The following is a 2,904-nucleotide window of genomic DNA, read 5'->3' on the forward strand; positions in this document are numbered from 1 at the left end:
GTGGTGGGGGGCCGCGGCGGCGGAACCAACCGGAACGAGCGAGCGGTCGTTTCGAGCCGCCGACGGAAAGTCGACCTCATGTGATCACGGATGATCGGCCTCACGAGCCGCATTCCGCCGATGTCTCAGAAACTTCCGACGGGAGAGGAGAGACACCGGTGCGACGCGGCCCGACCGCCGAGAACATGTTCAACTCCGCGCCGCCGACCGGTGAGGTTTCCCTCTGGCGGAAGCGCACCGCGACCTCCGTAGAATGTCGATGACCTGACACTAACTGCCAAATTGTCTACCCGGTCGGTCATCTCGGCGACCTCGCGCCGAACATGGCACCTGCACGGGGCGGCGGTCGGCCCAGTCCGAGCCGACCGCGTCCGGGACGGCCCTGCTTCAGCGCTGATACCGCTCGTTACAGGAGGGTGTCGTCGCGGCTGACAGGGTCAGCGTTGCCTCCAGTGCTTCGGCGTGCGCGGAGATAGCCGCACACAGTGACGCGGTCGGTACCGAGCGCCACATTCCGCCGCGGCCCCAGGCACGAACAGAAGATCGCTTCGCCGGAAGTCGGGGTGCCGGTAAGAATGCTGTCACCAGCCGCAAACGGCGGTGATCACTCCTCGGACCTGGTGGGTTGGGGCAGTTCCGGCGAGCTCGTCGCCTCAGCGAGTGCGAGGCGACCGCCCTTCAGTTCGGGCACGTAGTTGTAGATCGTGTTCCTGGAGACGCTGAGGAGCTTTGCGATCGAGGTGACGGTGTTCTCCGGGCGGGCGAGCAGGTCGCGGGCGTGACGTACCTGTTCCTCCGTCATCGCCGGCGGGCGGCCGAGTCGGGCGCCGCGGGCGCGGGCGGCGTCCAGGCCCTCGTTGGTGCCCTGCACGATGAGTTCGCGGATGAACTCCGCGAGCGCCGCGAACACGTGGAAGACCAGGCGCCCGCCGGGCGTGGTCGTGTCGAGCGCCTCGTGCAGCGAGGTGAAGCCGACGCCGCGCTTGCGTAGGCCGGACATGATCGCGATGAGGTCCTGGATGGAACGGCCGAGCCGGTCCAGCGACGGGACGACGAGGGTGTCGCCCTCGCGCAGGTAGTCGAGGGCCTTCCACAGTTCCTCGCGTTCGGCGTTCTTGCCGGACTTCTTGTCGGAGAAGATCCGGATGCAGCCCGCTGTGTTGAGTGCGTGGATCTGCCGGTCGAGCAACTGCCCCTTGGTGGACACGCGTGCGTATCCCACGAGGCTGCCGGTCCGTACGGCCGGAACGGGTGCGAGGAGATCGGCGGTGTCGTCGTTTTGGGGTGGCTGCACCCGCCAGATCGTACAGAAAACGGTGTTCCTCAAGTTCTTGAGCACATCGACTTTCTGACACCGTTTTATGGGCATGATCCGGTGCCGATCCGGCCGCGCATCGCCGCTTATCGATCTTGCTCATCAATCGGTCGATGGGTGAGCAAGATCGGGAGTGACCCTGGTAGGCCCTGCTCTCGTCTACGGCCAGGCAGCGAGTAGCTCTCTGTCACGAGGGCGACGTTCAGTCAGGTCCAGAACCATCGTCCGAGTGATGGTTTGTTGTGGGAACGGACGTACGCCTGGGACCGTTGTTACGGGTGTGGAAGCTGAACATATTCTGGTCGTCTCGTTACGCAAGTCGGGGACGCACCTCCTCAAGGAGGTGATGGCAGGGCTCGGGTATGTCCTGAACGGCGCCGTGTCGTCGGCGGGCGTGGCGCCGCGCCCGCTCGGCAGGCAGACAGCCCTGCGCGTACTCGGCGCGGTGTACACACCGGACGAGATCGCCGCGCTGCAGCGTTCCAGGGACCGCGCGGCTGTCGACCGCGCTGTCAGCCGGGCCGTCACCGTACTCAACCGGGCCTGGTCGGTACGGCTCGGTATGCCCCGTACAGCAGCGGCCGACAGCGATCCGGAGACGGACCGGCTGACCGCCAGAGAGCTTTCCCGGCAGTCCGGTTACCGGTTCAGTGACACCCCGGGCGGTGTGTGCTGGTTCACCCACGACCTGGATCTGGCCGGGGTGGACGAGAACTTCCTGCTTGAGTGGGCCAGTAGCGGCAGCCCGAGGATTATTCTCAACTACCGGGACCCCCGAGACGTCCTTCTGTCCATGGTGAACTTCCTCGCCGAGAAGGATGCCGGAAGACTCGGCGGATTCCCGGACCATGTCGTCTACAGCGACATCCTCAAATCGGTCCAGGACCCGCGCGACCGCATCGGCATCGCGCTCACAGACCCCGGCTTCCCAGGAGGCGACTCATTCGAGCGGGCACTGTGGCTGCTGCGCCATCCAAGGGTCTGCAAGGTGTCGTTCGAGGCACTCGTCGGCCCGGATGGGGGCGGCTCGGCGGCCGCCCAGGCGGCGGAGATCAAAAAGATCACCGACTTCCTGGACCTGGCCGACGACATGGACTCCGCCAGCCGGGAAGCCCTCGCCCGCCGGATCTTCAACCGGGACTCCTACACGTTCCGCAGTGGCCGGACGGGCGCCTGGCGCGAGCAGTTCACCCCGGAACAGCACATGTTGTTCGAGCGGCGCTACGGACACGTCCTGCGGGAGTACGGCTACGCGTAAAGCCCCCACAGACCCCCGGGAGACCGACGCCCCCGGGAAGGAAAACAACAACAGGCAAAGGAAATGATCATGAACACCACTCTGCTCCGCCCTGTCTCCGAGGAGACAGACACCCTGAGCGACACCGAGACCACCGAGTTCGCCGCTGCTCTGGAGGAGGCCACGACTGAGAGCACGTCCCTGTACATCTACACCCAGTGACGCGGTAACGCCTGCTGCGTCAGGCGCCCAGCCAGCGCGTAACCGGCAGGCAGGCTCATAGGGAGACCAGCCCGCCGTACGAACAGCGCTGACCTGACGCCGATCCGGGGCTGGCCGTGCGTCGCCAGGC

General features: G+C 65.9%; 3 protein-coding genes. 2 read left to right on the forward strand and 1 reads right to left on the reverse strand.

Annotated features, from left to right (window positions below; genetic code table 11):
- Positions 1-604 precede the first annotated feature (604 nt).
- Complete coding sequence (locus tag FNH08_RS48110; protein ID WP_322726609.1) at positions 605-1,294, reverse strand: recombinase family protein; 690 nt, start codon at positions 1,292-1,294, stop codon at positions 605-607.
- Positions 1,295-1,595: 301 nt separating this feature from the next.
- On the opposite strand from FNH08_RS48110, the gene FNH08_RS48115 reads away from it, so the two are divergent.
- Complete coding sequence (locus tag FNH08_RS48115) at positions 1,596-2,573, forward strand: hypothetical protein (RefSeq protein ID WP_194238872.1); 978 nt, start codon at positions 1,596-1,598, stop codon at positions 2,571-2,573.
- A gap of 69 nt (positions 2,574-2,642) precedes the next feature.
- Positions 2,643-2,774: a hypothetical protein gene (locus FNH08_RS53345; protein WP_265579858.1), complete on the forward strand. Its 132-nt coding sequence runs from the start codon at positions 2,643-2,645 to the stop codon at positions 2,772-2,774.
- Positions 2,775-2,904 lie beyond the last annotated feature (130 nt).

This window comes from Streptomyces spongiae (assembly GCF_009377185.1).
GTDB lineage: Bacteria > Actinomycetota > Actinomycetes > Streptomycetales > Streptomycetaceae > Streptomyces > Streptomyces spongiae.